The sequence below is a fragment of the Halopelagius fulvigenes genome, from assembly GCF_042662625.1.
Taxonomy (GTDB): Archaea; Halobacteriota; Halobacteria; order Halobacteriales; family Haloferacaceae; genus Halopelagius; species Halopelagius fulvigenes.
This window is the reverse complement of the sequence record NZ_JBHSXH010000015.1, coordinates 460,055-486,954: the sequence shown is the minus strand read 5'-3', so window position 1 is coordinate 486,954 and position 26,900 is coordinate 460,055. Positions and strand designations below refer to the sequence as shown.

At 66.7% G+C, this 26,900-nt stretch carries 32 protein-coding genes; 15 read left to right on the top strand and 17 right to left on the bottom strand.

The window, feature by feature from the left end; translation table 11 throughout:
* The first annotated feature begins 62 nt into the window (after positions 1–62).
* Complete coding sequence (locus ACFQEV_RS12530; RefSeq protein ID WP_379696464.1) at positions 63–1,235, top strand: M24 family metallopeptidase; 1,173 nt, start codon at positions 63–65, stop codon at positions 1,233–1,235.
* 49 nt (positions 1,236–1,284) lie between these two features.
* Here the strand turns inward: ACFQEV_RS12530 and ACFQEV_RS12525 are convergent, their stop codons facing one another.
* Both ACFQEV_RS12525 and ACFQEV_RS12520 read right to left on the bottom strand, forming a co-directional pair.
* A complete protein-coding gene (locus tag ACFQEV_RS12525) occupies positions 1,285–1,797 on the bottom strand; it encodes a hypothetical protein (protein ID WP_379696461.1) in 513 nt (170 codons plus the stop codon).
* 282 nt (positions 1,798–2,079) lie between these two features.
* The gene (locus ACFQEV_RS12520; RefSeq protein ID WP_379696458.1) at positions 2,080–2,925 is read right to left on the bottom strand and encodes an SDR family oxidoreductase; all 846 of its coding nucleotides are present in this window, start codon (positions 2,923–2,925) and stop codon (positions 2,080–2,082) included.
* 162 nt (positions 2,926–3,087) lie between these two features.
* On the opposite strand from ACFQEV_RS12520, the gene ACFQEV_RS12515 reads away from it, so the two are divergent.
* From ACFQEV_RS12515 to surE, 4 genes are all read left to right on the top strand, one after another.
* Positions 3,088–3,858, top strand: coding sequence for a prephenate dehydrogenase/arogenate dehydrogenase family protein (locus tag ACFQEV_RS12515; RefSeq protein ID WP_379696456.1), 771 nt, complete (start codon positions 3,088–3,090; stop codon positions 3,856–3,858).
* Entirely contained in the window at positions 3,855–5,330 is a 1,476-nt protein-coding gene (locus ACFQEV_RS12510) for a small ribosomal subunit Rsm22 family protein (protein ID WP_379696453.1), read from the top strand. The genes ACFQEV_RS12515 and ACFQEV_RS12510 overlap by 4 nt, the downstream gene beginning before the upstream one ends.
* A 107-nt stretch (positions 5,331–5,437) precedes the next feature.
* The gene (locus ACFQEV_RS12505; protein ID WP_379696450.1) at positions 5,438–5,821 is read left to right on the top strand and encodes an ACT domain-containing protein; all 384 of its coding nucleotides are present in this window, start codon (positions 5,438–5,440) and stop codon (positions 5,819–5,821) included.
* Positions 5,822–5,903: 82 nt separating this feature from the next.
* Positions 5,904–6,710, top strand: a complete 807-nt coding sequence (gene surE, locus ACFQEV_RS12500; RefSeq protein WP_379696447.1) for a 5'/3'-nucleotidase SurE — start codon at positions 5,904–5,906, stop codon at positions 6,708–6,710.
* Here surE and ACFQEV_RS12495 read toward each other — a convergent pair.
* Positions 6,702–6,881 (bottom strand): hypothetical protein, encoded by a 180-nt coding sequence (locus tag ACFQEV_RS12495; RefSeq protein WP_379696444.1) that lies wholly within the window; start codon positions 6,879–6,881, stop codon positions 6,702–6,704. The genes surE and ACFQEV_RS12495 overlap by 9 nt on opposite strands.
* A gap of 157 nt (positions 6,882–7,038) precedes the next feature.
* Here ACFQEV_RS12495 and ACFQEV_RS12490 point away from each other — a divergent pair, with 157 nt between their 5' ends.
* A complete protein-coding gene (locus ACFQEV_RS12490) occupies positions 7,039–8,064 on the top strand; it encodes a DUF7972 family membrane protein (protein WP_379696441.1) in 1,026 nt (341 codons plus the stop codon).
* A 19-nt stretch (positions 8,065–8,083) separates the two neighbouring features.
* On the opposite strand, the gene ACFQEV_RS12485 is transcribed toward ACFQEV_RS12490, so the two are convergent.
* Both ACFQEV_RS12485 and ACFQEV_RS12480 read right to left on the bottom strand, forming a co-directional pair.
* Positions 8,084–8,680, bottom strand: coding sequence for an HAD family hydrolase (locus ACFQEV_RS12485; RefSeq protein ID WP_379696438.1), 597 nt, complete (start codon positions 8,678–8,680; stop codon positions 8,084–8,086).
* A 76-nt stretch (positions 8,681–8,756) separates the two neighbouring features.
* A complete protein-coding gene (locus ACFQEV_RS12480; RefSeq protein WP_379696435.1) occupies positions 8,757–9,602 on the bottom strand; it encodes a manganese catalase family protein in 846 nt (281 codons plus the stop codon).
* Between the two features lie 390 nt (positions 9,603–9,992).
* Here ACFQEV_RS12480 and ACFQEV_RS12475 point away from each other — a divergent pair, with 390 nt between their 5' ends.
* Positions 9,993–10,292, top strand: a complete 300-nt coding sequence (locus tag ACFQEV_RS12475) for a hypothetical protein (RefSeq protein ID WP_379696432.1) — start codon at positions 9,993–9,995, stop codon at positions 10,290–10,292.
* Positions 10,293–10,361: 69 nt separating this feature from the next.
* Here the strand turns inward: ACFQEV_RS12475 and ACFQEV_RS12470 are convergent, their stop codons facing one another.
* Positions 10,362–10,916, bottom strand: coding sequence for a hypothetical protein (locus ACFQEV_RS12470; protein ID WP_379696430.1), 555 nt, complete (start codon positions 10,914–10,916; stop codon positions 10,362–10,364).
* Between the two features lie 84 nt (positions 10,917–11,000).
* On the opposite strand from ACFQEV_RS12470, the gene ACFQEV_RS12465 reads away from it, so the two are divergent.
* Together ACFQEV_RS12465 and ACFQEV_RS12460 are read left to right on the top strand one after the other, a co-directional pair.
* A complete protein-coding gene (locus ACFQEV_RS12465) occupies positions 11,001–11,543 on the top strand; it encodes a YdcF family protein (RefSeq protein WP_379696426.1) in 543 nt (180 codons plus the stop codon).
* Between the two features lie 62 nt (positions 11,544–11,605).
* Positions 11,606–12,580: a DUF7972 family membrane protein gene (locus ACFQEV_RS12460; protein WP_379696423.1), complete on the top strand. Its 975-nt coding sequence runs from the start codon at positions 11,606–11,608 to the stop codon at positions 12,578–12,580.
* A gap of 34 nt (positions 12,581–12,614) precedes the next feature.
* Here the strand turns inward: ACFQEV_RS12460 and ACFQEV_RS12455 are convergent, their stop codons facing one another.
* From ACFQEV_RS12455 to ACFQEV_RS12445, 3 genes are all read right to left on the bottom strand, one after another.
* Positions 12,615–13,154: an HPP family protein gene (locus ACFQEV_RS12455; protein WP_379696420.1), complete on the bottom strand. Its 540-nt coding sequence runs from the start codon at positions 13,152–13,154 to the stop codon at positions 12,615–12,617.
* A gap of 70 nt (positions 13,155–13,224) precedes the next feature.
* Positions 13,225–14,478 carry a chloride channel protein gene (locus ACFQEV_RS12450; RefSeq protein ID WP_379696417.1) on the bottom strand — a complete coding sequence of 418 codons (1,254 nt, stop codon included), beginning with the start codon at positions 14,476–14,478 and terminating at the stop codon, positions 13,225–13,227.
* 85 nt (positions 14,479–14,563) lie between these two features.
* Positions 14,564–14,986, bottom strand: coding sequence for a universal stress protein (locus tag ACFQEV_RS12445; protein WP_092535647.1), 423 nt, complete (start codon positions 14,984–14,986; stop codon positions 14,564–14,566).
* Positions 14,987–15,259: 273 nt separating this feature from the next.
* On the opposite strand from ACFQEV_RS12445, the gene ACFQEV_RS12435 reads away from it, so the two are divergent.
* Complete coding sequence (locus ACFQEV_RS12435) at positions 15,260–16,183, top strand: bile acid:sodium symporter family protein (protein WP_379696413.1); 924 nt, start codon at positions 15,260–15,262, stop codon at positions 16,181–16,183.
* 195 nt (positions 16,184–16,378) lie between these two features.
* Here the strand turns inward: ACFQEV_RS12435 and ACFQEV_RS12430 are convergent, their stop codons facing one another.
* On the bottom strand, positions 16,379–17,095 hold the full coding sequence (locus ACFQEV_RS12430; protein ID WP_379696410.1) for a CehA/McbA family metallohydrolase: 717 nt from the start codon (positions 17,093–17,095) through the stop codon (positions 16,379–16,381).
* A gap of 66 nt (positions 17,096–17,161) precedes the next feature.
* Here ACFQEV_RS12430 and ACFQEV_RS12425 point away from each other — a divergent pair, with 66 nt between their 5' ends.
* Together ACFQEV_RS12425 and ACFQEV_RS12420 are read left to right on the top strand one after the other, a co-directional pair.
* Positions 17,162–17,500, top strand: a complete 339-nt coding sequence (locus ACFQEV_RS12425) for a hypothetical protein (protein WP_379696407.1) — start codon at positions 17,162–17,164, stop codon at positions 17,498–17,500.
* Between the two features lie 98 nt (positions 17,501–17,598).
* The gene (locus tag ACFQEV_RS12420; protein WP_379696403.1) at positions 17,599–18,150 is read left to right on the top strand and encodes a type 1 glutamine amidotransferase domain-containing protein; all 552 of its coding nucleotides are present in this window, start codon (positions 17,599–17,601) and stop codon (positions 18,148–18,150) included.
* 10 nt (positions 18,151–18,160) lie between these two features.
* Here the strand turns inward: ACFQEV_RS12420 and ACFQEV_RS12415 are convergent, their stop codons facing one another.
* Positions 18,161–18,844 (bottom strand): haloacid dehalogenase type II, encoded by a 684-nt coding sequence (locus ACFQEV_RS12415; RefSeq protein ID WP_379696400.1) that lies wholly within the window; start codon positions 18,842–18,844, stop codon positions 18,161–18,163.
* Between the two features lie 181 nt (positions 18,845–19,025).
* Between ACFQEV_RS12415 and ACFQEV_RS12410 the strand changes: the two genes are divergently transcribed.
* Entirely contained in the window at positions 19,026–19,220 is a 195-nt protein-coding gene (locus tag ACFQEV_RS12410; protein WP_379696397.1) for a hypothetical protein, read from the top strand.
* Between the two features lie 11 nt (positions 19,221–19,231).
* Complete coding sequence (locus ACFQEV_RS12405; protein WP_379696394.1) at positions 19,232–19,930, top strand: universal stress protein; 699 nt, start codon at positions 19,232–19,234, stop codon at positions 19,928–19,930.
* A gap of 9 nt (positions 19,931–19,939) precedes the next feature.
* Here the strand turns inward: ACFQEV_RS12405 and ACFQEV_RS12400 are convergent, their stop codons facing one another.
* From ACFQEV_RS12400 to thiC, 4 genes are all read right to left on the bottom strand, one after another.
* Complete coding sequence (locus ACFQEV_RS12400; RefSeq protein ID WP_379696391.1) at positions 19,940–20,674, bottom strand: universal stress protein; 735 nt, start codon at positions 20,672–20,674, stop codon at positions 19,940–19,942.
* Complete coding sequence (locus ACFQEV_RS12395) at positions 20,674–22,119, bottom strand: APC family permease (protein ID WP_379696388.1); 1,446 nt, start codon at positions 22,117–22,119, stop codon at positions 20,674–20,676. Before ACFQEV_RS12395 ends, ACFQEV_RS12400 begins: the two co-directional genes overlap by 1 nt.
* Before the next feature lie 214 nt (positions 22,120–22,333).
* Positions 22,334–22,666, bottom strand: coding sequence for a hypothetical protein (locus tag ACFQEV_RS12390; RefSeq protein WP_379696385.1), 333 nt, complete (start codon positions 22,664–22,666; stop codon positions 22,334–22,336).
* 118 nt (positions 22,667–22,784) lie between these two features.
* Entirely contained in the window at positions 22,785–24,233 is a 1,449-nt protein-coding gene (gene thiC, locus ACFQEV_RS12385; RefSeq protein ID WP_379696382.1) for a phosphomethylpyrimidine synthase ThiC, read from the bottom strand.
* 122 nt (positions 24,234–24,355) lie between these two features.
* On the opposite strand from thiC, the gene ACFQEV_RS12380 reads away from it, so the two are divergent.
* The gene (locus tag ACFQEV_RS12380; RefSeq protein WP_379696379.1) at positions 24,356–25,072 is read left to right on the top strand and encodes an SDR family NAD(P)-dependent oxidoreductase; all 717 of its coding nucleotides are present in this window, start codon (positions 24,356–24,358) and stop codon (positions 25,070–25,072) included.
* 543 nt (positions 25,073–25,615) lie between these two features.
* Here the strand turns inward: ACFQEV_RS12380 and ACFQEV_RS12375 are convergent.
* Together ACFQEV_RS12375 and ACFQEV_RS12370 are read right to left on the bottom strand one after the other, a co-directional pair.
* Complete coding sequence (locus tag ACFQEV_RS12375) at positions 25,616–26,395, bottom strand: polyprenyl synthetase family protein (RefSeq protein ID WP_379696376.1); 780 nt, start codon at positions 26,393–26,395, stop codon at positions 25,616–25,618.
* A gap of 64 nt (positions 26,396–26,459) precedes the next feature.
* A complete protein-coding gene (locus ACFQEV_RS12370; protein ID WP_379696373.1) occupies positions 26,460–26,894 on the bottom strand; it encodes a DUF7575 domain-containing protein in 435 nt (144 codons plus the stop codon).
* Positions 26,895–26,900: the final 6 nt, after the last annotated feature.

Sequence of the window (26,900 nt, the reverse complement as noted above, 5' to 3'; positions counted from 1 at the left end):
GTCCGCCCGCCGAGAGTTCCGCGATGCGTGAGGATTTAACCGAAGCGGGCCAATCGCGGGCCATGGAACCGGACCTCTCGCGTCTCGACGAGTACCTCGCCGACCGCGGACTCGACGGCTACCTCGTGAACGCGGCCAGCACGGACTCGACGCAGCGGTACGTCTCGGGCTTCGACGCGCCCGACCCGTTCGTCACGCTCTACACCCCCGAGCGAACGTCGCTTCTGGTCTCCTCGCTGGAGTACGGCCGCGCGAAGAAGGAGTCCCGGGCCGACGGGGTCACCCGCCTCGTCGATTACGGCTACCGCGAACTCGCCGCCGAACACGGTTCGGCGGAGGCCACCGCCCGCGCCGTCGCCGCCTTCCTCGACGACGAGGGCGTCGACTCGGTCGCCGCGCCCGAACGCTTCCCCCTCGGCCCCGCGGACATCCTCCGCGAACGGGGCGTGACGGTCGAACCGGAGACGGAGGACGTGGTGACGGAGATTCGCGCGACGAAGACCGACGAGGAGGTGGCGCACGTCCGCGACGCGCAGGACGCGAACGAGGAGGCCATGCGCGCCGCGGAGAACCTCCTCGCCGACGCCGAGGTGCGGGACGGAACGCTCGTCTACGAGGGGGAACCGCTCACCGCCGAACGGGTGAAAGAGGAGATAGAGGTCACCCTCCTCCGGAACGGGTGCGCGCTGGACGAGACTATCGTCGCCTGCGGCGCGGACGCCGCGGACCCGCACAACCGCGGGAGCGGTCCCCTCAGAGCGGACGAACCCGTCATAATCGACATCTTTCCCCGGTCGAAAGAAACGAAGTACCACGCCGACATGACGCGGACGTTCCTGAAGGGCGACGCCTCCGAGACGGTCCGCGAGTGGTTCGAGTTGACCGACGCGGCGCGGAAGGCGGCCCTCGACGCCGTGGAACCGGGTGCGACCGGAGCGGACGTTCACGGGGCGGTCTGCGACGTGTACGAGGAGGCGGGCCACCCGACGCTCCGATCGGACCCGACGACGGAGACGGGGTTCATCCACTCGACGGGCCACGGCGTCGGACTCGACGTGCACGAACGCCCGCGCGTCTCCCTCGACGGCGGCGAACTGAAGCCGGGGCACGTGATAACGATAGAACCGGGACTGTACGACCCCGAGGTGGGCGGCGTCCGCATCGAGGACATCGTCGTCGTCACCGAAGACGGGTACGAGAACCTCACGTCGTATCCGGTCGAACTCGTCGTCTGAGAAGGAGGGCGGGCAGTTAGAGAGCGAGTCGTCCGTAGGGGGTGAGCGGTCAGTCGTCCGAGGGTTCTTCCGCCGTCTCGCCGCCGAGTTCCGACCACCGCGACTGCGCGTGCGCCCACTCCGCGAGGAGCGATTCGAGCGCTTCGGCGGTCTTCGGCGTCAGCACGCCCGCCGCCTGTCGGACCACTTCGCCGTCCTCGACGAGGAACGCGTAGATGGTCTGTTCGCCGAGGAGGCCGAGGCGGCGTCGGAAGGCGCTCTTGTCCACGGGGACGAGGACCGTCCGGTCGTGGAGTTTCCGCCGGGCGTTCGCCGGTGAGAGACCGCCCGTCGCCGTCGGCGGGAGCATCCCGCTTCGGCTCCCGGAGACGAACAGTTCGTAGTAGGTGAAGTGGTCGTACTCGTCTTCGAGGTCGTTCGCGAACCCCCGCCACGAGTCGACGAGCGTCTGTTGGCGTGCGTGAAAGCTGATGACGACGAGCGTCTGGTCCCCCTCGAAGTCGTCCGGTAGTTTCACTCGCTGACCGTCGGTGTCTCGCCCCGGGACCGAAGGGAATCTCATCGGTTCGTCTAATGTGTCTACTACAGTATAAAACTACCCACCTATCAGCGCGAGTTTATACGTCTGACGGCCGGAAGACGCTGTTAACGGCGGATACCGGCGGTTCATCGGAACGGGCCTCGAACGTACCGTCGTATGTCAAAACTGAAACGTGAGGTGCATTCCCCCCTTCGTGGGCCGCACCTAGCGTCGCACGCTTACTAACCCCAAGTCGTCCGATGGGCGTCTCCCCTTTAACGTTATGCGTCTAAATATCACACCTGATATCACCGTTACTGTCAGCTACGCGGGTCGCTCGAAATCGGGGTCGAACAGGCGGGCGGACATCGGGCCGGGGTCGGCGTCCTCGACGACGTTGTACCGCGAGAAGTCCTCGACGCCCTCCTCGCGGAGAATCGCCTCGTCGTAGAAGGCGTTGCCCGTGCAGTCGGCGGGGTCGCGCCGGAGAACCGCCTCGACGGCGTCGCAGACGATTTCGGGTCGCCGCCAGTCTTCCTCCGTGCCCATGCCGAAGTGCCGCGTCGCTTCGCTCTCGACGGCGGCGACGGGCCACAGGGAGTTGGCGGCGATTCCGTCGTCGTCGAGTTCGCCGGCCAACGACTGCATCGTCACGGTCATCCCGTACTTCGAGACGGCGTAGGCGGCCATCCCCGGCCGGCCGGGGTCGGTGACGGGGGGCGAGAACGCCAGCACGTGCGCGTGGTCGCTCTCTCTCAAGTGCGGGAGGGCCGCGTACGTCGTGACGTACGCGCCGCGGGCGTTCACGTCGTTCAGCAGGTCGAACCGCTTCGGCGGCGTCTCCTCGAACGGGGCCATGTGGATAGCGCCGGCGTTGTTCACCACGAAGTCGAGGCCGCCGAACTCCTCGACCGTCTCCGTTATCGCCGCCTCGACCGACTCTTCGTCGCGCACGTCTATCTGCCGCCAGATGGACTCGCCGCCCCGTTCGCGTATCTCCTCCGTCGTCTCGACGATGGTCCCCGGCAGGTCGTCCCGCGGTTCGACCGTCTTCCCGGTCGAGACGACGCGGACGCCGCGTTCGGCGAGGTGAAGCGCCAACGCCTTCCCGATTCCCCGACTCGTCCCGGTGATAAACGCTACACGCCCGTCGAGTTTATTCGATGGCATGCTCACACGTACCGGGGGGAGGTACTTCACCTTACCCCGCCCGTGGGTCGGTGAGTGCGGCGTTCGTCCGGTCGCGGACGGAGGCGTCGTCGCCCGGTACGCGGCGCGAGGCGGGGCGCGCACCGAACTCCTTTTGACGCGCCCGGTGCGTAGTCGGCGGCGATGGAGGTACTCGTCGTCGGCGCGGGCGCGATGGGCCGTTGGGCCGGAGAGACGTTGGCCGCCGAGTTCGACGTGGCGTACGCCGACAGGGACCCCGAGGCCGCCGCGAGGGCGGCCGCCGAGGCGGGCGGCCGAGCGGTTTCGCTGGACGCCGAGGAGTCGTTCGACGCCGTCTGTCTGGCCGTCCCCATCTCGGCCGTCCGGGAGGCGGTCAGGGCGCACGCGCCGAAGGCGGAACGCGCGGTTGCAGACGTGACGGGCGTGATGGACGCGCCCGTGGCGGCGATGCGGGCGGCCGCACCCGACCGGGAACGGGTCAGCCTGCACCCGTTGTTCGCGCCGGAGAACGCCCCCGGCAACGTCGCCGTCGTCGCCGACGCACCCGGTCCGGTTTCGGACGCGATTCTCGGCGCGATAGCCGACGCGGGCAACGAGGTGTTCGAGACGACGGCGACGGAACACGACGCCGCGATGGAGACGGTGCAGGCGGGCGCGCACGCGGCCATCCTCGCGTACGCACTCGCCGCCGAGGACGTGCGCGAGGAGTTCGCCACGCCGATATCCGCCGGCTTGGAGGAACTCGTCGAGGCGGTGACGACGGGGACGCCCCGCGTCTACCGTGAGATTCAGGAGTCGTTCCCCGGCGCGGACCGGGTGGCGGAGGCGGCCCGACGCGTCGCCGACGCCGACGGCGAGGCGTTCGAGGACCTGTACGAGGAGGCGGCCGGAGACGGCGCGTTCGGATCGGGGTCGGGGGGTGAGCGCCGGTGATAGACCGCGAGGCGGTTCGCTCGAACGCGAAGTACCTGCGGAACGTCCGGCCGATAGACCCCGAGGAGATATGCGAGTACATCGAGGGGACGCCCCACCCCGCCGTCGTCAGGCAGACCCTCCGGGAGGAGGCGTACGACCTCCGCTTGATCGAACGCGACGACGGGACGTTCGTACCGGCGAACGACGACCCCGCGCCCCTCGAATCGTGGAACCCCACCGAGTTCCCGGAGGCGTACGCCTTCGCGTTCGAGGATATCCTCGTCGAACGCCGCGGCGTCAACTGGCACCGCGGCGACTTCGACGAACGCAGTTCGTCGGGCAGTCGGACTTCGTCCGACAACTCCGGCGACGAACTCAGAGAGACGATCCGCCGCCTGAAGGAGGACTACTACCGGCAGAACCCCGTCGAGTACGACGAGACGGCCGCACTCGGCTACGGCCTCTACCACCTGCCGGACTACTACGCCGCCGTCGGCTACGTCCTCGACGATTTGGCGGAGACGGGCCGACTCCCGCGCGTCTGCCGCGTCCTCGACGTGGGCGCGGGCACCGGCGGCCCCGCGTTGGGCCTGCACGACTACCTGCCCGAGGACGCCCTCGTTGACTACCACGCCGTCGAACCGTCCGCCTCCGCGGACGTCCTCGAACGGATGCTGGAGGAGACGGGGCCGAACTTCCGAACGACGGTCCACCGCGAGACGGCGGAGGACTTCGACGCGCGCGGCGTCGTAGACGGCGGGGACGGCGACGACTCCGACGAGTTCGACGTCGTCCTCTTCGCGAACGTCCTGAGCGAACTGGACGACCCCGAATCGGTCGTCCGAAAGTACCTCGACGTCCTCGCGGACGACGGGTCCGTCGTCGCTCTCGCGCCCGCGGACCTCAACACCAGCGTCGGCCTGCGGGAGGTGGAACGCGCCGTCACGCCCCCCGACGGCGAAGTGACCGTCTACTCGCCGACGCTCCGCCTCTGGCCGGGCGAGGCCCCCTCGGACCGCGGGTGGTCGTTCGACAGACGCGACGACATCGCCGCCCCGGCGTTCCAGCGACGACTGGATGAGGCGGGCGACGACGACGGCACCTTCCTGAACGAGACGGTGCAGTTCTCCTACTCTATCCTCCGGACCGACGGCGTTCGCCGCCGCGAGGTGACCGCCTCCGCGGACCGGTTCGCCAAGATGGCAGAGATGGACCGGCACGTCACGGAGCGAATCGACCTGCTGGCGGTGAAACTGAGTCGGAACCTCGCCGAGGACGGGGCGAACCCCCTCTACAAGGTGAGCGACGGGAGCGAGTCCGTGGGTCACTACGCCGTCTTGACCCACCGCGACGCACTCAACGAGGAACTCGCGCGCGCCGACTACGGCGATATACTGGCCTTCGAGAACGTCCTCTGTCTGTGGAACGACGACGAGGAGGCGTACAACCTCGTCGTGGACGGCGAGGTTGTGGTCGACAGAGTCGCCTGAACGGCGCGAACGGCGTCCGGCGAACCGGGTCCGGAGCGCCGACCGTTGCGTCTCCTCGGATCGGTTTGGGCAGACAGCCACAAGCCGCGACGGAGTCCTCTTCGGATATGGAACTCGCGGAGTACTTCGACGGCGGGACCGTCAGCGTCTCCGAGAGCAGATACGCCGTGCTTAAAGCGACCCGAGACGACCCGGACGCGTTCGCGTCCGTCCGAGACGGCGACGAGACGACCGTCGTCGTCGAACAGGACGCCTACGACGAGGAAGACGCGATAGAAGCGGAGGAGGGGTGGCGGATACTCACGTTCGAGACGACGCTCCCCTTCGAACTCGTCGGCTTCTTGGCGGTGGTCGCCGGCGCACTCGCCGAGGAAAGCGTCTCCGTCTTCGCTCTGTCGGCGCATTCGACCGACCACGTCCTCGTTAAAGACGACGATATCGAACCGGCCGTCCGGAAACTCGAAGCACTCGGCTGCCGCGTGGAGCGGTGAGGGTTCGTGGTCCGAACCTCGCCGTCGCGGACGCCTCCGTGCCAAGCGGTACACCTTTGCACCCCCCGTCGGAGTGTGAACCATGAGCGAGTCGCTCTCTATCCTCCTCACCAACGACGACGGCATCGACAGTGTGGGCTTTCGCGCGTTGTACGACGCCTTCGAGGAGTTCGCGGACGTGACGGCCGTCGCGCCCGCCGAGGACCAAAGCGCGGTCGGACGGCAGATGTCGAAGGACGTGGACGTGTCGAGGCACGAACTCGGCTACGCCATCCACGGCACGCCCGCCGACTGTACGATCGTCGGGTTGGAAGCGCTCTGCCCGGACGTGGACTTGGTCGTCGCCGGGTGCAACAAGGGCGCGAACCTCGGCGCGTACGTCCTCGGTCGGTCCGGGACCGTAAGCGCCGCGGTGGAGGCAGCGTTCTTCGACGTGCCGTCCATCGCCGTCTCGCTGTACGTTCCGAACGGCGGCGACGCGTCGTGGCACGAGAAGGCGACCGACCCCGAGGACTACCGGAACGCGACGAACGCGGCGACGTACCTCGCGAAGCACGCACTCGGCGCGGGCGTCTTCGAACAGGCGGAGTATCTCAACGTGAACGCGCCGATGCCCGCCGGAGACGGCTCTCCCGCGCCGTTGGAGGTGACCACGCCCTCGACGCTGTACGACATGACCGCCCGGCGCGACGAGGAGAACGGCCAAGTGACGCTCCACGACGGGGTGTGGGACCGGATGCGCGAGAACGATCTGCCCGACCCGGAGGGGACCGACCGCCGCGCCGTCGTCGAGGGGCGCGTGTCGGTGTCGCCGCTGACCGCGCCGCACACGACGGAACACCACGAATCGCTCGACGCACTCGCGGAGACGTACCTCGACTCAGTCTGAGCGGTCGGAGTATCCGGACGGCGTACTACCGAGGCCGACGATGGCGGCGGGGACGACGGCGAGGAACACCCACGACGCCATCGTCGCCGTATCGCCGCCCGCGGCGTACGTCGATAGGACGCCCGCGCCGGCGACGAGGACGAAGACGGCGATACCGAGACGACGACTCATTACCCTCCCTGCGCGAAGCCCACGTAAAAACGTTCGTGCTGTCGGAACTATCCCTCGAAGAGTACAGTTCTCCGGAGAGACTGGTGAGGGCGGGGTTCCTCGGAGAGGACGGAGCAAGAACCGTTATTCCGACAGGTGTCGATGGTGGAAATCCACGATGAACGACGAGACGGCAGAACGCGGTTCGACGGGGAGTCGCCGCCAGCGATTGGAGGCGTATCCGCTCCGGTGGGCGTTTCTCACGGGCAGTCGACGAACGCTCGCCGTCTTCCTCTCCGCGTCGATACTCCTCTTTCTCGTCGCCGTCGGGACGACGTGGGAGATAGAGATGGAGACGCTGGTGACGGAGACGAGGGCGATTCAGACGCTCTTCAACACGCTCCTCGGCGGCATCATCCTGTTCGTCTCCGTCGTCCTCTCGATAAACACCGCCTTCCTCTCGGAGGAGTCCGGACCGCTTCGGACGAAACAGACGCAGGTCGAAGACTCGATAGCGTACCAGATGGACCTCGAACAGTCGCTCGGATCCGGCGTCAGCCCGGCGGAAGTCGGCGGATTCTACCGGTTCGTCGCGTACGGCATCAGACGGCAGACGGACGCACTCCTCGACGCGACGAGAGAACGAGGCGAGTCGAGGGCCAACCGGGAGGTGACAGCGTTCGCCGAGACTGTCGCGGCGGACGTCGAACGCATCCGGACGCGCCTTCGGTCGGGGAATCGGGACGTCCCTGCGACGCTTCTCGCCGGGTTGGACTTCGACTACGCGGCCCGAATCAACCGCGCGCGCTACTTGGAGTGGCAGTACGACGGTCAACTCGACGACGCCCAACTGTCGGCGTTGGAGAGCCTCCAATCGATTCTGACTCACTTCGCCTCTGGGAGGGAGTACTTCACGACGCTCTACTACCGACGGGAGGTTCGAAGCCTCTCGAGTGACCTCCTGGTGCTGTCGCTTCCGGTCATCGTCTTCACGTCGTTCGTCCTCTTGGCCATCGACGCCGGACTGTTCCCGACGGCGACGGCGTTCGGGATACAACCCCGACTCCTCTACGTCAGCATCGCGTTCGTCATCGCACTCTCGCCGTACGTGCTGTTGAGTTCCTACATGCTCAGAATCCTCGTCGTCTCGAAGTACTCGCTCGACCCGGGCGGGTTCACCCTCACCTCCGGGGATATCGACTGAGCGTCCGCGAGGCCCGGACTCACGCACCGACGAGGGCGTCCGGAAGGTCGCCGAACCCGCCGCCGTCGTACCGGTGGGCGGTCCACCCGGCGTCGCGCGCGCCCCGAACGTCCGTCTCGGAGTCGCCGACCATCGCGTACGCCTCGGCGGGGAGGCGTTCCTCGACGGCGCGGTAGGGCGCGGCGTCCGGTTTGTGCGCGCCGACTTCGTAGGACGCCACCACCGCGTCGAAGTAGTCGAACAGGCCGTGTGTCCGGAGTTTGTGCACCTGCCACTCACGGACGCCGTTGGTGAGGACGCCCAGTCGGTACTCCTCGGAGAGGCGTTCGAGGTCGGCGCGGACCCCGTCGGGCGGGCGCATCGACTCGCACTCGTACTCTCGAAGCGACTCGACCAGCGAGTCCGGGTCGGGGCACCCGTCTATCCGGGAGAACGCGCCGCGAAACGGGTCGGGCTCGCAGTCGGAGAACAGGTCCCAGAACGCCTCGTCGTAGGCGTCCACCCACTCCGGCCTGACTTCGCCCGTCGCCGCCTCGAAGGCGTCGGAGAGGACGTCGCGGTAGGGTCGCGTCGGACGGAGAAGCGTCCCGTCGAGGTCGAACACGATGGCGGTCACGGGCGGCGGTTCGGGGCGGCGCGAGAAAAAGGTAGCCGGGGAAGGCGGCGACTGCGCGTTCGGCGGTCGGCGCGCCTCAGTCCTCGCCTTTCTCCTTGACTTCGTTGTGCGTCTCGGGGTTCGCCTTCGGGACGCTCCGTTCGCCGCCTTCGAGGTCCAGTTCGTGCAGGAGGGAGAACTCGCCCTCGCCGTCCACCGACATGCCCTCGGTCCACGGCGCTTCGTAGTCGGCCTTCTCGCGCATCGTCGAGAGGAACGAGTAGTTGTACTCCTCCAGTTCCTTGGCGTCGGGGAAGCTGTCCGGAATCGGCAGGTGGTCGTGGGGGTCGTCCGGGTCACCGAGCGACTGCACCGCCTTCAGGAACTGGTTCTGGTGCATCGTGTCGCGGGCGATGAGGTACGCGAGCATGTCCTTCATGCCGGGGTCGTCGGTCATCTCGTACAGGCGCGTCGCCAGAAGCCGACCGGTCGATTCGGCCATGACGTTCGCGTACATGTCGGCCGCGAGGTTACCCGACGCGACGACGTAACTCGCGTTGAAGGGGTTGCCGTTGGCGTCCACGGGCATCGCCTTCAGGCCCGAGGAGAGGTACTGTCGCGGCATCATGCCGGACATCGTCGCGTTGATGACGGGGTCCTCCGTCATCTCGTCTTTCAGTTGCGTCGGCGCGCCTTCGAGGTTCTTCGTCACCGCCGTCGCCAGCATCTCGATGTGGCCTATCTCCTCCGTCGCGGTCTCCAAGAGCAGTTTCCGGTACTCCTCGTGTTCGTCCGGGACGCCCCAAGACTGGAAGAGGTACTGGAGGCAGACGCGCATCTCGCCTTCGACGCCGCCGATGGCCTCCTGCAGCATCTTCGCGAATCTCGGGTCGGGCTCTTCGACTTCGACGGGGTACTGCAGGTCGTTGTCGTGGTAAAACATCCACGTCGTCGGTCGGTCGCCACGTAAAAAATTCATATGGCTGACATTACAGACAGTCGCAACTGTCGTACGTTGAAATCCTGTAGAGAGTGACTCTACCGAACCAATACAGGAATTCGCCATATGCTAATTTCGCGCTCGGGCACCCAGATGTCGTCATCTATAGATGAATATCGACCCGGCTCGTTCGCCGCGAACGGTCGGAGCGTCCCCCCGCTTTCGGCGACTCCGACGCCGCCGGAAGTCGCGGAGGGAGGGGACGGCGAGCGACCCGCTCTCGATTCTGCGCGTCGGCGTCCGCGCGACGAACGTGCGGCGAGATCGACAGGTAGCGTGCGCGAACGGTGCCCACAAGGGTATAGTGGCGACCACCGAAACTCTCTGTCCGTCATGGCAACCCCCGAGGAGAACCACGAAATCGCGCTCGACGAATCGAGCGACAGAGAGGAGCGCGAACGGGCGATAGACCAACTCGAAGCGGCGAACGAGTGCGACACGCTGGCCGAATTGGTCCGGAACGACGGCCTCGGAGACGACCTGCGGAAACAGGCGTTAGAGAGCCTCGCGCACCCGCAGTGTAAGCCGATGCTCGAAAACCTCGTCGAGAACGGCGAGGTGCCGGAGGCGTTCGAGGACGACGGTCGGACGCTCCTGGAGCAGACGCCCGACGACTCCGGGGCCGGGCCGTAACGTCGCCGGACGCGTTCCGAACGCGGCGCAGTCGACTGTTCTCGCGGCGAGAGGAAGGACGGCCGACCGTCAGCGTATCGTCGCCTCGCTCGTCGGGTGAGCGTCGAGGTACGCCTCCAACTCGGCTTCGTACGCCTCCAACTCGGCGGGCAGTCGGTCGTACTCCTCGCGGGCGGCGTCGGCCCCGCGGTAGGCCGCGACGGACTTCAGCCGGTTCCGCATCGCCTTCCCGCAGGCGGCCGTCTCTTCGTACCAGTCGTACCCGCACTGAATCATCGCGTAGTGGATGACGGCCCAGAAGCCGAACGCCAGGGGGTTCCCGTCGCGTTCGTCCCCGACCGGCGGAAGCGTCTCCCCGAATTCGCGGAGGTACGACAGCGAGAACTCCGAGACGAGGGGTTTCAGCCGGTAGTCCCACTCGCCGCCCGCCTCGCCCTTGGCGTCCTGTTGCTGTTCGAGGAGGCTGTCGTACCCCTCCTCACCGTACGTCGCGAGCCTCCGCGAGTCGAGGCCGTCGAACCGGTCCCACGCCTCGGGCAGGTACGCTCGGACGAACCGCGGGCGGCGGCCGACTCGAACAGGAACTCGATGCCTGCACTGGCTATGGGAGGATGTGGCAGGCACCCGAGCCATATACGTTCGGGAGGCGTCGGGCGGGGCCGACGGACTTCACCGCCACTTACGTCGCCGCGGGCGCGGTATCCGCCCATGGTCGTGATTACGCTCGGACAGCGGTTGATCGGCGAGGAGGTTCACACGCACCTCCGGCGGCGCGTGGACCTCTCCATCGACGTGTTCCGAGAGACGGACGCCCCGTACCTGATTTTCACCGGCGGGGCGACGAACCCGGACGTTCCGAAGTCGGAGGCCGAGGCGATGCGCGACTACGCGGTGACGCGCGGCGTCCCCCGAGAGACGGTGCTGGTGGAGTCGAACGCCCGTAACACGCGGGAGAACGGCTTCTTCACCCGCCTCCTCGTGGACGAACTTGACTGGGGCGGCGACACCGTCCGCGTCGTCAGTTCCTGCCTGCACCTGCGACGGGCGAAGTACATCTTCGAGCGGTGTTTCGGCCAGGAGTACGAGATAGACGCGAGTCGCTGCGTCGAACCGAGAGCGTCGATAGACCCGGAGATGACGTTCACCGAGGCGGAGATTCGCCGGATGTCGAAGCGAGACAGGGAGTTCTTCGGCGGGACGACGCCCGGCGACGTGGCGGAACTGCGCGACCTGTTCGAATCTTCGCGCTGAAAACGCCGTACGCGGCGCGACGGCCGAGGAGTCTTTTGAAATCGGTGTCCTAGTCGACGTCGATGTCATCGAAGGAGGAGTCTTGGGCCTCCAAAGGGAAGTGGAGAGAGTGGTTCTTGCTCGACGGCAGCAGAGCCGTCGTCGCGGGGATAACGGCCCTCGCTCTGTTCGTCTTCGTCACCTCACTGAGTCTCTCGGGCCTGAGCCTGTTCGTGAGTAAGCAGCCTATCTACTACGTGTACGGCGGACTGATCAGCGGCAACCTCACCGTCATCACCGTCGTCGTCTCCATCAGTCAACTGTTGCTCTCGCGGGAGCTAGGCACGCCCGACGAACTGGAGTCGCAGATGGAGGGCGTCATCGACTACCGGACGGACGTCGAGGACGCCGCCGGGCGAATCGCCCCGGTGGAACCGTTGGGTTTCCTCCGGTTGGTCGTCGAGAACACGCGGAAGGCGGCGCAGGAGTTAGGCGGCCTCTCCATCGCGGAGACGAACGACGAGGTGTACGGCGAAGTCGACGCCGCCGTCTCGCGGGTGACCGAACAACTGGACCGGACGGACCGGCTCCTCCAAAAGTCGGACGCGTCGACGTTCCACGTCCTCTCGGCGACGCTCACCACCAACTACGCGAGGGACATCAACCGCCTCCGCCGGATCAAATCGCGGCACGACGACAGCCTCCCGGGGCACGTGAAGGAGGCGATAGACAGGCTCATCGACGAACTCCAGCGCATCGACGTCGCGCGGCAGTACTTCAAATCCATCTACCTCCAACAGCAACTCGCCGAACTGTCGCGTCGCCTGTTCTACGTCGGACTTCCCGCGGTGGCCGGCGTCGCGTCCGGCTTGTTCCTGTTCACCGCCTCGTCGGGGGCGTCCGTCCCGTCGTTCGTCGTCCCCCTGTTGGTCCCCGCGGTCGTGACTGTCGGCCTCGCCCCCCTCTCGGTCCTGTTCGCGTACATCCTCCGCATCGCCACCGTCACGAAACGGACGGCCGCGACGATTCCGTTCACGACGCCCGAACAGGAACAGTGAGGGGCCCTCCGTCCGTCGCGCGTGCCCTTCTCGGTCACTCGGTCGATTCGGCCTCGTCGCCCGCCGCGGACGGTTCGGGGATGTCGCCGACGATCCGCTCGAACGCCCACAGCACGCCCAAGTGCGTTTCGACGAGGATAACGACGCTCGCGACGATGATGGCGACTTCGGTCAGCGACGAGAGCAGTCCGAGCGAGACGATGAGCGTCGTCGCGCAGGCCGGCGCGTGCTTCGTGTCGGTCGCTATCATCCCCCAACTCGTCAGGACGACGGAGAGAAACCCGCTCGCGGCGAGCCGAAGGCCCTCCAGGGAGAGACCGGGCGGAGACGTCGTGAGCACCGTCCCCGCGGCGAGGAGCCAGTAGGCGAACAGTCCGCAGACGCCGCCGATGAGGTGGCCCCCGACGATTCGGTACGTCCTCGTCCGTTCGCCGCGACGCTCGAACGCGAGGATGAACGCCGACGGTCCGAGACTCGGGAAGATGAACGGATGTCCGCTCACCCACCCGACGAGCCCGAGGATGCTAAATAGCACCCCCGCGTACAGGCTCGTCCCCATTCGCCGCCGGTTCATACGTCTCCGTCGTTCCCCGCCCTGTTCAACACTCTGACCGAACGGTTCGAGCGCTCGTCGCGCGGCGCGGTCAGTCGTCGGAGATGTGGAAGTTTGGAGACTCCGAGCGCGGCGCGGCTTCGTCGAGGAACCGCACGGACGGACTCGCTCCGAACGCCACGAGCGATGCGAGGAACACCGGAGTGATGCTCGCACCGTCCGTGAGGGCGATGGCGATGAGCGCCGAGGAGAGCGGCGTCCCCGTCACGACGGAGTTGAACGCGGCCATCCCCGCGAGCGTCGCCAGCACGGGCGAGAGGCCGGGAACAACCAACGCCGCCGCTTGACCGACGAGTGCCCCCATGAACATGTGCGGGATGATGAGGCCGCCGATCCAGTTGCCGTGAATCGTGAACCCGGCGGCGACCATCACCGCGGCGAGCGTGAGCATCAACCCCTCGGGACCGAGCGACGCACCCCGTTCCATCAGGACGTTCATCTTCGAACCGCCGTAGAAGTACGACAGCGGAACGAGCCAACCGAGCACGCCGATGACGCCGCCGGCGAGCGTCGTTCGGACGTAGACGGCGAGCGACATCCGACGAAACAGCCGTCCTATCACCGAGAACGTCTTCGAGTACACTAGTCCGAACGGGATACAGAGGAGACCAACGGCGACGGCCCACCCCAACTGCGCGGGGGTCAGCGGCACGATGGACGCCGTCTTCCACGCGGGGAACAGTTCCATCCCGCCGAGGACGACTTCGGTGAGGTAACCGGCGAACGAGGCGACGAACGTGGGGACGATAGCCTCGTAGTACTCCAGTCCGCGTTCGTGGGGGAGTTCTAACCAGAGCAGTGCGCCGCCGATGGGCGCGCCCAGAATCGCCCCGAACCCCGCGCCCATCCCCGCGAGGGTCAGCAACTTCGCGGAGTTCTCGAACTCGAACAGCTCAGAGACGTACGTCCCGAACGACCCGCCCACGACCGACATCACGCCCTCGGGGCCGGCGTTCTGCCCGGCGACCAGACCGATGAGACCGACGGGGATGATGGGGACGTTCTCCTCGATTTCGACGCGCCCCTCGGCGTGGAACTGCTGGACGAGGGTGGAGAGCGCCCCCGGGTAGAACGTCGCATAGAGGATAGCGCCGATGAGGATACCCGCGGCGACGCTGACCGGGACGCGCCAGTAGGGCGCGGCCAACGCCCCCCAGAGGTGGTGCTTGACGAAGAGCCAGACGAGACGGAAACCAGTGGCGACGAGGCCGACGCCGACGCCCAAGACGGCGGCGACCAGAAGCATGTGGTGGAACTCGCGTTCGTTCAACCGGGCGATGTCCATTAGAGGCGGATACGGGGTGGAGGGGGGCTTGATTTACGTTCTCGAGCGCTCCCCCTCCGCCGTCCGACCGACTCGCGCTCTCCGGTTACCGCTGTATCGCGAGCACGGGCGTCTCCCCGTCGCGGATGACCTGTTCGGTGACGCTCCCCCTGAGGAACCGGCCGACGCCGGACCGAGCGTGGGTGCTCATCACGATGACGTCGATATCGTTCTCCTCCGCGTAGCCGAGAATCGTCCGGTCGGGGGTTCCGATCTCGACCGCGCCGACGGCGTCGACGTCCCGCGAGAGAGCCTCTTCGACGATTCGTCGCGTCGAGTCGGTCCCGCGTTCGCGGAGGGTGTCCAGCTTCTCGTCTCCCTGTCCGACTATCGTGGCGCTTTCGCTGTTCGTGACGACCGAGAGGACGTGGACCGTCGCGTCGTACCGTTCGCCGAGGCTGTACGCGTGCTTCGCCGCGTCCATCGCCGCCTCGCTTCCGTCGGTCGGAACGAGTATCGCGTCGTACATAGGTAGCATAGAGACCGGAGAGAACTAATATGCTGGCGAGGATCCCGAGTCGCCGCGCCGCCGGGCGACTCAGCAGGCGGGACGGCCTGCCGGTGGCCGTCCGCGGGGCCGTCGTCGCGGCCGTCGGGTCGAGCGTCCCGGAGCGAAGTTCGGTCGTTCTCAGCACCCTCCCGCACGGCGGGTTCTCCCTCGTCGCCGTCGAGACGGTTCGGGGCATCCGAGGCCCCGAACCAGAACCGACAAGCCGGGACCGCCGAAAGACGGCGGTGTCCGATGCCACCCTCTCGCCTCGGTCGGGCGGCCGCCTTCGTGGACGACCACCTCCTCGCGTTGGTGCTTCTGTCCGTCGGCGTCGGGTTCGCCGCGCCGTCGCTCTCCGCTCTCACGCCGCTTTCGACGCCGATTCTCGCGGTCATGGTCGGGAGCGTCTCGCTGACGCTCTCGCCGGAACGGTTCCGCGGGTTGCGCGGCAGGGCGGTGGCGACGATTCTGCTCGTCCAGTCGGCGATGCCGTTCGTCGCCTTCGGCGTCGCCCGCCTCCTCGGACTGTCCCCGCCGTTGACCGCGGGGTTCGTCGTCCTCGGGGCGGTGACGCCGGAGTTGGTGACGCCGACGATGACCGAACTGAGCGGCGGCGACACGGCGCTCTCGACGGTTTCGCTCGTCGCCGTCGGGTTCGGAACGGTCGCCTTCGTCCCGGGGGTTCTGCGCGTCCTCCTCGGGGACGCGGTGTCGGTGGACGCCCTCGTGATCGTCAAGCAACTCGCCGTCGCCGTGGTGATTCCGATGACGGCGGCGATAGCCGCGCGGTGGCGGTGGCCGCGGCGCGTGGGCCGGTACGACGGCGTGTACCCGTCGGTGTCGGCGCTGATGGTCGTCCTCGTCATCGGCATCGTCGCGGCGGCGAACGCGCCGGTCGTCCGGTCCGGGGGGACGCTACTGGCCGTCGTCGCCGTCGGCGCTCTCGCCCTCAACGGCGGGGGCTACGCCCTCGGCTGGGTCGCCGGACGGTCCCTCGCCCCCGAGGAACGGATCGCCGCGACGCTCTCGGTGGGGATGCGGGACTTCGCCGTCGCCGCCGCCCTCGTCGTCGCCGCGGGGTTCCCCCCGGCGGCGTCCCTCCCCGCCGTCGCGTTCGGCGTCGTCGAGATGGTCACAAGCGCCGGGTTGGCCCGGTTCTTCGCCGGGAGGGGCTAGTCGCGGTCACTCCTCGCCGTCGGGCAGGCGTTCGTCCGCGCCGAGGGGCCGGAGAACCCCGACGTGTTCGACTCCGAGGAGTGACTCCGCTGAGTGACGCCCGAGAACCCACGCTTCGACTGCGACGCCCGATTGTTCGCCGAGCCTTCGAGCCCGTGTGGTCGTTCTCGTGGGTGCCCGCGGCAGTCCACCGAGTCACAGAATGTTCGGCGCGCGACGGCTGAGCGCCCACCCCGTCTTCCGCCCCGCGCCGACGAGGTAGTGGTGTGCGCTCCGAATCAGCGGTTGGCGGCGGCCGTGAATCTCCGCGCTGCCGTCGTCCATCGCCTCCACCACGTCGTCGCCGTCGATCTCGGCTTTCGACTCGGCGTCGGGTACCGTGAACTCCGTGAACGCGCGCCCGAGATACCCCGCCGAGTGGGCGTCGCTGGCGGCGACGCCGGGGTAGCCCTCGTTCTCGGCGAACCGCTTCGCCCGGCGGTTGCGGTAGCCCGTGAACACCCACGAGTTGAACACCTCGACGGCGTCGCAGTCCGTGATTCGTCGCTTTCGGACGCCGTGGCGGGTTCGCTGGAACGGGTGGGGGACGACGGCGACGCCGCCCAACTCGCGGACGGTCTCGACCGTCTCGTCGAACGGCCGTCGGGGTTCCGGCCGTTCTTCGACGCCGATGGCGAGGACGTGCCCCGCGGCGGTGGAGACTTCGACGCCGGGGATGCCGACGAGGCCGTACTCGGGGGCCAACTCGGCGGCCCGGAGGGACTCGTCTATCTCGTCGTGGTCCGTGACGACGATGCCGTCCAGACCGATGTCGTCGGCCTGTTCGAGGAGCAACTCAACCGGTTCACGGCCGTCGTAGGAGCCCTCAGAGTGGACGTGCGGGTCGATAGCGACGGAGACATCGCCGGCCATGGGGGTTCGGGGTAGCGCGGCCACAATACCAATACTTTCGGCCCCGGTAGCACGGTCCCCGAGACGATGCCCCGCGATATCGCGTTGGAGTCCGAAGAGTGGTACGTCCTCTGTAACTGGTTGCGGTCGCGGGAGAACAGGGCGATGTACGCCCTCCGCTCTCGGTCCGAGGAGTGGGAGTACGTCTACGAACTGCGGCGGTCCATCGAGACCCAACTGGGGGACACAGAGGAGACGGGCGCGACCCTCCAGACGGTCACGCTCTCGGATGCGAGCGTCGCCTACCTCGCTCGGTTCCTCCGACGACGGGCGCTTTTCCTCCTGTTCAAACCGTGGCGCGACAGGGAGCGACGGGACGTGCGACGCCTCCGACGCCAACTGCTCGCCCGCGCCGACGGCGCGTGAGTCCGTCGGCGAGGTCCTCGACGCGGCGTTCTCGGCGGGGAAGAACGGTTCGCCACACGACTTAGGGACGTCGAGGCGCAGTTTCGAGACGAGACACCATGACTGCGCTCGACGATACGAACGTGGCGATTCTGCTCGCACCGGAGGGGACAGAAGAGGTCGAGTTCACCGAACCGCGGCAGGCCGTCGAGGACGCCGGGGCGAACGCGGACGCGGTCGGCCCGGAGACGGGCGACGCCCAGACCGTCGAGAGCGACCTCAACTCGGCCGGGACGCACGAGGTAGAGAAGGCGGTCTCCGACGTCTCCGCCGACGATTACGACGCGTTGCTCGTCCCGGGCGGCACCGTCGGGGCGGACAAACTCCGCGCCGACGAGGAGACGGTGTCGTTCGTCCGCGAGTTCTTCGAGGCGGACAAGCCGGTCGGCGCGATCTGTCACGGCCCGTGGACGCTGGTCGAGGCCGACGTCGTGGAGGGTCGGACGCTCACCTCCTACCCGAGCCTCCGGACCGACATCCGGAACGCGGGCGGCGAGTGGGTGGACGAGGAAGTCGTCACCGACGGGCGGTTGGTGACGAGTCGGAAACCGGACGACCTCGACGCGTACTGCGAGCAGATCGTCGAGGTGTTCGGCGACGGCGGCGAGTGACGGGAGGCGGTCAGACCCCGAGTTCGTCGGCGAACTCGACGAACGTCTCGACGGTCATATCGGGGTCCGCCTCGTAGGGACCCCAGAGCGTGTCCTGCCGGTTGACCCAGACGCCCTGCATCCCGGCGTTCATCGCCCCCGGCACGTCCCACCACCCCGCGGCGACGAACGTTATCTCCTCTATCGGCGTCCCGATTCGGTCGGCGGCGTGTTCGTACAGGCCGGGGTCGGGTTTGAACTGCTCAATCTCGTCGGCGCTCACCGTCTCCGCTATCAGGTCGCCGAGATCCGCGTGTTCGACCATCGATTCGAGCATCTCCTCGCTGCCGTTGGAGACGACGTACAGGTCGTAGCCCGCGTCGTGCAGTCGCTCCATCCCCTCGCGGACGTCGTCGAACACCGGCAGTTCGTGGTACGTCGAGAGCACCTCCTCGCGTTCGTCCTCCGAGAGGTCGATTCCCAGCGTTTCGAGGGCGTACCGGAGCGCGTGGCAGTTCATCTCGAAGAACGAGTCGTACTCTCCGATGGCGTTCCCGACCGTCGCGTACAGCAGCGATCGGTTCCGCCAGAGTTTCGAGACGGCGTCGGGCGACTCGACGTGCTCCGAGAGCGGTTCCGCCACCGCCGTGACGTCCACGATAGTGCCGTAGGAGTCGAACGCGATGGTCTCGACTGCGTCGGGGTCGAAGGACATGGCGCGTAGAGTCACGCCCCGCGGGGCGAAGTACCTTGGGACTACTTAGCACGGAAGGGAAAAGAACGCTCGAACCCGTCCGCGGAGGCCGGTCCGCGAGAGTCCGTTTCCTCCTCAGCGAGCGATAGGTACCGCATCGTACGGTTCTCTCAGGTCGGACAGGCAGCGATGGAGCGTAACCGTGCTCGAAGACTCTCTCCGGTACCCCTACGCCGACGGTGCGGGACTCCGACGCGGCGACGGCGTCGCCGCCCTCGGGCCGACGGTGATCGGACTCGCAGTCGTCCACCTGCGGGCGCGGGTCGGTGCCGTCGACGGAATCCCCGTTCGTCTAATCGAAAAGACACTTTACCGCGTCGTCCGTACGTCGGCGTAGGTGATTTATCGATGTCCTCACCGACGCTCTTGGTTCCGATCGAGTTCCCCGACCCCGACCCGCTTCCGTCCTCCTTCGTGGGCGGCTTCACCTCCTGTCGAGTCATCCTCCTCGGCGTCTACGAGATGCCCGACGACGTGGACCCCGACGAACGGCAGCGACGCGAAATCGAGGCGAACTACACGCTGTACTCGCTGGCCCACCAGTTCGTCCGCTCCGGCGAAACCGCGGAGGTCGAACTGGTCACGGGGCAGGAGTTAGAAGGGACGCCGACGGCCGTCGCGGAGGAACGCGACGTGGACGCGCTGTTGGTTCCGAACCCGATCACGCACCTCGGGAGAGTCCTCATCGCCGTCCGCGACGAGACGTTCGCCGAGTCCATCGCCCGGTTCGTCGGAACGCTGAACGAGGACGTCATCCACCACACGACGCTCCTCAACGTCACCGACGCGGACGACGTCGCGGAGAAAGAGGAGATGCTCGCCTCGCTGAAGGAGAGACTCGTCGACGCCGGGTTCTCGAAGTTCTCCATCGACACGGAGGTGGCCGAGTCCGACGACCCGCCGTTCGAGATAAGCCAGAAATCCCGGGACTACGACCTCATCGTCATGGGCGAGACGGGCGAACCCACCTTCGAGCGAGTTTTCGGCAACACGTACCAATCCATCGCCGACCAGACTCACCTCCCCGTGGTGGTCATCCGGGAGTGAACGCCTCGGTCACTCGCTGGCGTTCGCGCCCCGCGGACGCCGGACGACGACTACCGGTCCGAACGACTGGGCCGCGACCTGTTCGGCCGTCTCGCCGAAGAGGAACGACCGGAGCGACGGTTCGCTCTCGCCCATGACGACGACGTCGTGGTCGGCGGCCGCGGCCGCGATGGTTCGGACCGGCGCGCCGGAGACGGCGACTTCCGTCTCGATTCCGGCCGACGGGACGCCGCGTTCGCGCAGTCGCGTCGCCGCGCCCTCCACCATCGACCGGCCCGCCGGTTCGGACGCCTCGTCGTCGGCGACGTGGTAGAGCGTCACTCCGACGTCGCGGCCGCCGAGCATCGACGCGACGAACGACGTGACGCGGGCGACGTCCACCTCCCCGCGGAGGGGGACCAGCACCCGTTCGACGCGCGAGGACGGGTTCGGCACGAGGATCGCTCCGCACCCCGTCTCGTCGGCGACGCGGTTCATCGTCTGCTCCTCGTCGTGGGTGAACACGAGGCGAGTCTCGCAGGCGCTTCCGGCCTCGCGGAAGTCGCTCGCCACGTCGTCCAGTATCGACTGCGCCCGGTCTTCGAACTGCATCCGCGCCTGTCCCGGCGGGGTCTGTTCGGGCAGCACGTGGTACCCCAGCACGACGACGGAGAGCGTCGAGAGCAGTTCGACGACGGTGTCGGGCACCGCCTCGCCTTCGAGGACTTCCAACGGTACGAGTACCGTCCAGTCGGGTTCGGTCATCAGAGGACCCCCCTGAGCTTCACGCCGCGAGCGTAATAGAAGTACCAGCCCGCGGAGAGCAGCATTATCGCGGCACCGATCAACTGGGAAGCGGGTTGCATGAACCCGATGAGCGCGAAGCTGGCCAGTCCGCCGAGTACCGGGACGACCGGGTAGCCGGGGACGCGGAAGTCGGGGTCGTACCACTCGGGTTCGTCTCGGCGAAGCGCGATGAGCGCGACGCACATCAGCCCGTACATGACGAGGTGGAGGAAGGAGGCGACTTCCGCGAGGACGTCCACCTCGCCCAGGAGGATGAGCGCGAGAATCGGGCCGCCGGCCATCCCGAGTGCGACGTGCGGGGTGCCGTACTTCAGGTTGATTCGACTCGCGGCGCGCGGGAGGAGGGCGTCCTTGCTCACCGCGTAAATCGCGCGCGAGGTGCTGAGAATCGACGCGTTCGCGCTCGACACCGTCGCGAGCAACCCGCCGACGAGGATGAGGAACGCGCCGAGCGGTCCCATGAAGCTCTCGGCGACGGTCACCATCGCCGTCTCCCCGAGCGTCGAGAGGCGTTCGCTGCCGAAGGCGCTGACCGCCACGAAGATAGTCGCCACGTACAGAACGCCGACGATGACGACGGACCCGACCATCGCCAGCGGGAGGTTCCGCCCCGGTTGTTTGATTTCGCCGGCGACGGTGGCCACCTGCGCGAACCCGAGGTAGGACGTGAATACCAACGCGGCGGTGGTCAACACCGAGAACGCGCCCTGCGACAGGAACGGTTCGCTAATGGGTTCGGGGTCGCCGACGAACCCGAACGCCGAGAGGCCGCCGAACGTGAGGAATCCGACGATGATGACCAACAGAACTCCGACCACGCCGTTCTGGAGCTTCGCCGCGTTCTCCGTCCCAGTGACGTTCAGCGCGGTCAGGAACGCGCCGAACAGAAGCGCCAACGGGACGACGATGTCGAACCCGCCGAGCGAGACGCCGAGTCTGGTGAGGACGGCCTCCGCGTAGAACCCGAACCCGACAAGGTAGAACGCGGAGGCGAACACCAGGCCGAACCAAAGCGAGAGGCCGACGATGGCGCCGAACAGCGACCCCATACCCCGAGAGATGAAGTAGTACCCGCCGCCGCTTCGGGGCATCGCCGTCGCCAGTTCCGACGTAGGTAAGGCGACGAGAAGTGCGATGACTGCGCCGATCGCGAACGATCCGGCGGCGGCGGGGCCCGCCTGCCCGGCGGCGATGCCCGGAAACACGAAGATGCCCGCGCCTATCATCGTCCCGACGCCGATGGCGACGCCGCCCCGAACGCCGATCGTTCGTTCGAGTTCCGTCCCCTCCTCGTGGACGGTCGCCTCGTCGGCCGTCTCGGGCCGTTCGACGACCGGCGTTTCGCCGTCCCGGTTCGCGGCCCCCTCTCGACCAACGTTCGTCTCCTCGGAGACACCGGCCATATAAGTGATAGCGGACGTCGGCTCTTTACCGCTGGGGCAGAAGTAGTCGGATACGACGTAATTCGTCCGTTCCGCCACTTCATCCGTCGGAGAGGGGAGCGATCGAGACGGTCACGACCCCTCGGTACCGTCGGAGGACAGCTCTTCGCCCCGCACTATTACGGTCTCTTCGAGTGGGGGTTCTCGCTCACCATCGGGGGGTAGGGAGAACGAACTATGGAGCGCCCACGAACCGGCGACGCCGGACCAGATAGAGGGTCGCTATCGGCACGTTCAGGAGCGGAACGAAGACGAACAGGGAGAGGAGCGTCGGCGTCCACTCGGACCGTTCGCTCACGTACCCGCGGTCGTGGTAGAGCGCGAACGGTGCGAACAGGGAGATTGCGTAACTGACGGCGACGAGCGCCGATGCAGTCTCAACGAGGTACCCCGAAACGCGCGGCCCGAGAGACAGCCCGAACGCGAGGTTCACCAGTTTGACCGAAAGCCAGAGGAGAAACAGGACGGGAACCGCCAGAACCGGAATCCACCACCGTCCGGGGTACATCACTCGGCGGGTTCGTGTCGCGGACATGAGCTTCCTGTTGGTGACAATCGCGCCCCGTCGGAGATATATCTTCGTCCGGTACGCCTCGACGCGCGGGAGCGTTCGAGAGCGGCGGCTCTCAGTCGCCTCCGTGCGACTCCTCGGGCGTGAACGTGACCCCGCCGACTTCTATCTCGTCGGGGACGCGACTGGTGTCGTGGGTGCCGACCGGCGGGAGGTTCGCCTCCGCGGCGGGGGAGGTATCGAGATTCGTCCCGTCGTCTATCGCCTCCATCTCGCCGTCGGCGTCCCGCGCGTCCCGGTCGATGCGCATCGAGCAGAACTCGACGCCGCACATCGAGCAGAACTGCGCGTCCTTGTAGTTGTCACCGGGCAGCGTCTGGTCGTGATAACTCCGGGCGCGTTCGGGGTCCAAGGCGAGTTCGAACTGCCGCCGCCAGTCGAACTCGTACCGGGCCTCCGAGAGCGCGTCGTCCCAGTCGCGCGCGCCCGGCAGGCCGTTGGCGACGTCGGCGGCGTGGGCCGCGATTCTGTACGCCGCGAGACCGTCTCGGACGTCTCCCTCGTCGGGGAGGCCGAGGTGCTCCTTGGGCGTGACGTAACAGAGCATCGCCGCGCCCGCGCGTCCGGCCTCGGCCGCGCCGATCGCGCTCGTGATGTGGTCGTACCCCGGCGCGATGTCGGTGACGAGGGGTCCGAGAACGTAGAACGGCGCGCCGTCGCAGACGTCCTGCTGTCGCGCCACGTTGTCGGCGATCTCGTCCATCGGGACGTGGCCCGGCCCCTCGACCATCACCTGCACGCCGCGTTCCCGCGCGGTGCGCGTGAGTTCCCCGAGCGTCTCAAGTTCGGCGAACTGCGCCTCGTCGCCGGCGTCGGCGATACTGCCGGGGCGGAGGCCGTCCCCCAGCGAGAACGTCACGTCGTGCTCGGCGAAGATGTCGCATATCTCCTCGAACTTCGCGTACAGGGGGTTCTGCATCCCGTTCTCCTCCATCCATCGGGCGAGGATGGAGCCGCCCCGCGAGACGATACCCGTCTTCCGACCGTCGGTCAGCGGTAGGTGCTCCATCAGCACGCCCGCATGGATGGTCATGTAATCGACGCCCTGTTCGGCCTGCTTCTCGACGACGTCGAGAAGCAGTTCGTGCGTGATGTCCTCGGGACCGTCCGCTCGCTTGACGGCCTCGTAAATCGGCACCGTCCCGATCGGAACCGGCGAGTGTTCGACGTTCGCCTCGCGCGTCTCGTCGAGGTTCTCGCCCGTCGAGAGGTCCATGACCGTGTCGGCACCGTAGTGGACCGCGGCGTGGAGTTTCCGAAGTTCCCCCTCGGCGTCGCCGGTCGTATCGCTGTTGCCGATGTTCGCGTTCACCTTCGTGGAGAACTCCCGCCCGATTATCATCGGGTCGAGCGACTCGTGGGCGCGGTTGTTCGGAATCACCGCCCGCCCGTCTGCAACCTGCCGTCGGACGAACTCCGGGTCGGCGTTCTCTCGCTCGGCGACTCGTTCCACGGCGGGGGTAGTTTCGCCCCCTCGGGCGCGCTGGAGTTGGGTCTTTGCCATCGACAACCTAGTAATACCACTTAGTAATATACTCTGTGGTGGGGGAACGAGTCCGCGGCGAAAGCGGGCTCCGGACACGCCGCTGAAACGACTTTTTGTGTAGAGCGAGAACTCGGAGACAGATGGCACCCACTGCACTCGTCACCGGCGCGAGCGGCGGAATCGGGAGCGCGATAGCGCGCGAACTCGGGCGCGACCACGACGTCGTCGTCCACTACCACAGCGACAGCGAGGGCGCGGACGCCGTCGCCGAGGACGTCAGAGAAGCCGGACGGGAGGCGATCACTCACCGGTGCGACGTCAGCGACCCCGACGACGTCGAGAAGATGGTCGACCGCGCGCGCGACGAACTCGGCGGCGTCGACGTCCTCGTCAACAACGCGGGCGTGTTGCACGGGACCCCGCTGGAGACGGCGTCGGACGAGGCCATCCAACAGACGCTCCGCGTGAACCTCGAAGGTGCGGTCTACTGCGTGCGGGCCGTCCTCCCCGGGATGCGCGACCGCGGCGAGGGGCGAATCGTGAACGTCTCCTCGACCGCCGGGACGGACGGAAGCCCGACGGACGTCACGTACGGCGCGTCGAAGAGCGGCCTGCTCGGACTCACGAAGTCCCTCGCGAAGCAGTACACCGAGGACGGTGTCTTCTCGAACGCGGTCGCACCGGGGCCGGTGAAAACGGAGATGTTCGCGGAGGAGCGACGACCGGCCACACGGGAGGCGTCGCCGATAGATCGACTCGTCGAACCCGAGGAAGTCGCGGAGGCGGTCCGAACGTTCGCCACCACGTCGGCGATCACCGGCGAGACGCTGGTCGTGGACGGCGGCGTCCGCCTCTGAGCGAGGGCCCCTCAAGCGGGCCCCGTCGGCGCTCACGATCTGTCCCTCGCGAGGACGAGGAGAGATAGGGCGACGCTGAGTCCCTCCGCCGCGATAACGGGGAGGACGCGCCGATACGCCCCGGAACCGAATCCCGACGGAGGAGACGGTACCGCGACGTAGTCGAACCGAAGGAGGTGCAAGAGAGGAGTGCGACCGCTCCAACTAACGCGACCACGGTGACGGGCATCCGTGACTGCCTTAGCCGAGTCTCCCGCATTCGGAGGAACCACCACGTTGCCACGGTGGCGGCGGTCACGGAGAGAACGAAGTCGGGTGTCGTGGAGGGCGGGAGCATGCCCGTAGAACGGAAGCGTCGTCAGTTACGTTATGGATAGTGACATGAACGCTCTACGGTTCCTAGTAGAGCGAGTCAGGAGAAACTACCGGCGCGGTTTTTGACGCATCGACTTCCGCATCGACCGGGTGGCATTTCAGGCAAGAGACAGTCGGTGAGCGGATGCGAGTGCATATCGCCGAGGGCCAGCGAACTAGTAACTGCCGTTATTCGTTCGCCTCCACGAGTAGTCGAAGCGGAGTGACGTCCGTCGTCGTCGAGAGATCACAGAGCGCTACCTCCGCGTTCTCTCGCCAGAAGTCCGCGTGCGTTTGCAATTTCGACTCGTCGATGAGACGCGGTACGACCTTAAACAGGCCGGGGTCGGCACCGAGGATGCGACGTATCTGTCTCGACGTGCTGTATCCGCGTCCAACTCTTGCGATAGATTCGTACTTGTTTTCCTCGGCTCTAGCGAGTGTCGCCCCGAGGAGGGCGGCACCTTCACCGATGGTACCCGTCGTTGCGTCGAAGAAGGCCGTCGAGTCTAGCTTAGACGGTGACTGCTGACGATACCCCGTCACGAATGCCGCCGTGACATCCATCAGCACGTCGGTGAGGATCTCGGAACAAGCGCCGAGTGCTGGATACCCGAGCGAATCGAGCAACGAATACGCTGACGTGTATAGGTAATCCCCGGCCAACAGCGCCGTCGATTCATCGTGGGAGAGAGAGTGCGCTCGTTCGTCGGTGACCTGAACGAGAAGTTCGCTCCGGAGACGGCAGTACCCCCGGAGGAGTTCGATCGCCGTCGCGGCGGGGATGACTGCCTCGATGTCTGGCGCGTCCGCCAGCGAACCATAGACCCCGACGACGAACTTCCCGTACCACCTATCGTCCAGTTCTTCGAGCGTCCGCCGAACGAGCGTCACTCCGGCTTGGTCTGCAGTACATGCGACACTCGCGAGTTGCGCGTCGATTCTGGCTACTTGATTTGGATAGTTCATCGTATTCGCCCTTCGCTCCGAGAGTGGCGTTTATCGAAACGATCTGTCTCCGGATGTCAGTTCGTCAATTCCTCTCTCGACTGACCGGTTTATCCGAAAGCGCTGCTTCCGGGTCGATGTCGTTCGTTGCGCACCAATGACAGAAATCGAGTTCTGCATCGAGTTCTCGACGACAGTTCGGACAGTGCGTGAACCGTCCGTTCGACGTAACTGTTATTCGAGAGATTGCATTCTGCGCGTGTGCGAGAAGGTACGCATCAACGGTACTGAGTCCCCCCACGATTAGAACCGGGGCGATAGCCGACGGACTCACCGTGCTTCCCGCTCGGAGGGCCGAGATAGTGCTGGGGTCGACGAAGAGAGCAGTCACAGCAAAGAGTACAGCGAGCCACCCGAAAGCGCGTTTCCACCGCCGGAGGTAGAGGTGGCCGAGTCCAGTAGCGACCGTAGCAAGTAGTGCAGCGAGCCACGGCCGTTTTCGCGAAAGCCGTTCTTGCATGTACTG